The following is a 1,660-nucleotide window of genomic DNA, read 5'->3' on the forward strand; positions in this document are numbered from 1 at the left end:
GGCCCGTGGAGCCGTTCGAAGAGCCCGAAGACCTTGCCGGCGTGGGCCGGGTCGATCCCAATGCCGTTGTCCCGCACCGAGAACACCCACTCCTCCAGGCCTTCCTGCACGCCCACGTGAACCTGCGGGGACTCCTGGCTGCGGAACTTGAGCGCGTTTTCCAGCAGATTCTGGAAGAGCTGCACGAGCTCCCGACGATAGCCCGGCACCACGGGGAGGCGGTCCCGGGTGATCCGGGCCCCGGCGGCCTCGACCTTCGCGGCCAGGTTGGCCAGGGCCTCGTCGAGGGCGGTGCCGGCGTCTACGGGCTCCGGCGTGCGCTCGCCCTTGCCGATCCGGGCGTAGGCGAGGAGGTCCTCGATCAGGGCCTCCATGCGCTCGGCGCCCCGGACCGCCTCATCCAGGTACTGGGCACAGGAGGGGTCGCAGGCACTTCCCAGCTTGCGGCGCAGGAGCTGGAGGTAGCCTCCCACGGCCACCAGGGGCGATTTCAGGTCGTGGGCCGCCGCGGTGGCGTACTGCTCGAGCTCGGCGTTGGAGCGTTCGAGCTCCCGGGTCTTGCGCGCCAAAGTCCTGCGGGATGCTTCCCTTTCGGCCGCTAGGGCGCGGCTCCGGGCCGTAACGGTCGCCAGGAGGGCGAAGACCAGGAAGCCCCCCAGGGCGTTCCAGTAGGGGGCATGGGCCAGGGCGTAGCGGTGGCCGGCGGCCTGATCGCCCGCGAGCCAGGTGAGGGCCGCGCCGGCGGCGAGCGCCAGCCCCGGCCCCAGACCTGCCCTCCAGGCCACGTAGGTGACGGGAGCGACGTAGAAGATCTCGAGGCTGAGCTCGATACCGGTCAGGTAGTCGGCGATGCCCACGGCCACGACCGCGGCCACCCCGAGCGCGATCGTGCGTTTCCTGCGCTGCGAGCGTCGGGAAGGGAGGGGACTTGCCATGGCAGCCGGCAGCCCCGTCAGGGCTCGGTTGCCGGATGGCACTGGGTGCATCCGTCGTCGGGCCGGCCCTTGTGGTCATCCGGGTAGGGGAGCATCTCCCCGGGTCCGTGGCAGGTGCCGCAGGCCTCGTATCCGAGGACGGGGTGGGGCAGCGGCGCGGCGCCGGCCCGAGGAAGGTCAGCCGCCGGGGCGGCAGGCACGGGCGGGGCGTGGCAGCGGGTGCAGCTCGGGTTGCTCCACCCCAGGTGGCGCACGGGGTAGGGAACGGGCCCCCGCGGACCGTGACAGCGGCTGCACTGAGCCCGGCCCTCCACGCCATGGGGCACGGCCTGGGCCCGCGCCATGGCGGCCCCCGGCGAGAGCTCTCCGAGCTCGGGGGACTGGAGGGCCGCAAAGGCCATCGCGACGAGCACGATGAGCACCCCGGTCACGGCCGCCAGTTGATTGGAGTAGTGCTCCCGCATGGGAAGGCTCTCCCCCGCCCGCTACACGAAGTTGAAGGTCTCGGACTGGCACTGCTCCAGGGGCAACCCGAGCTGCAGCAGCATCTGCTGCACCGACTTCTGCATGGCCTCGGGTCCGCACACCAGGTACTCGCGCTCCATCCGGTCCGCCGGCAGGTGACGAGCCAGGGTCTCCACCGAGAGGCGCCCGCGCTCGCCCTCCCACCCGTCTTCGGGCCGGGAGTAGATGTGCACCACGTCGAGATCGAGGCTCGTCTTCAA

Annotated in this window: 3 protein-coding genes; all 3 read right to left on the reverse strand. The window is 71.7% G+C overall.

The genetic code is table 11. The features are described 5' to 3' along the window. A partial coding sequence (locus tag AB1578_23740; GenBank protein MEW6490910.1) for a histidine kinase dimerization/phospho-acceptor domain-containing protein occupies positions 1-875 on the reverse strand: 875 nt, incomplete at its 3' end. Positions 876-952: 77 nt separating this feature from the next. Then, positions 953-1,399, reverse strand: a complete 447-nt coding sequence (locus AB1578_23745; GenBank protein ID MEW6490911.1) for a hypothetical protein — start codon at positions 1,397-1,399, stop codon at positions 953-955. 21 nt (positions 1,400-1,420) lie between these two features. Beyond that, positions 1,421-1,660: oxidoreductase (locus AB1578_23750; GenBank protein ID MEW6490912.1), on the reverse strand; the 240-nt coding region annotated here is incomplete at its 5' end.

The sequence above is a fragment of the Thermodesulfobacteriota bacterium genome (assembly GCA_040756475.1).
Classification (GTDB): Bacteria; Desulfobacterota; Deferrisomatia; order Deferrisomatales; family JACRMM01; genus JBFLZB01.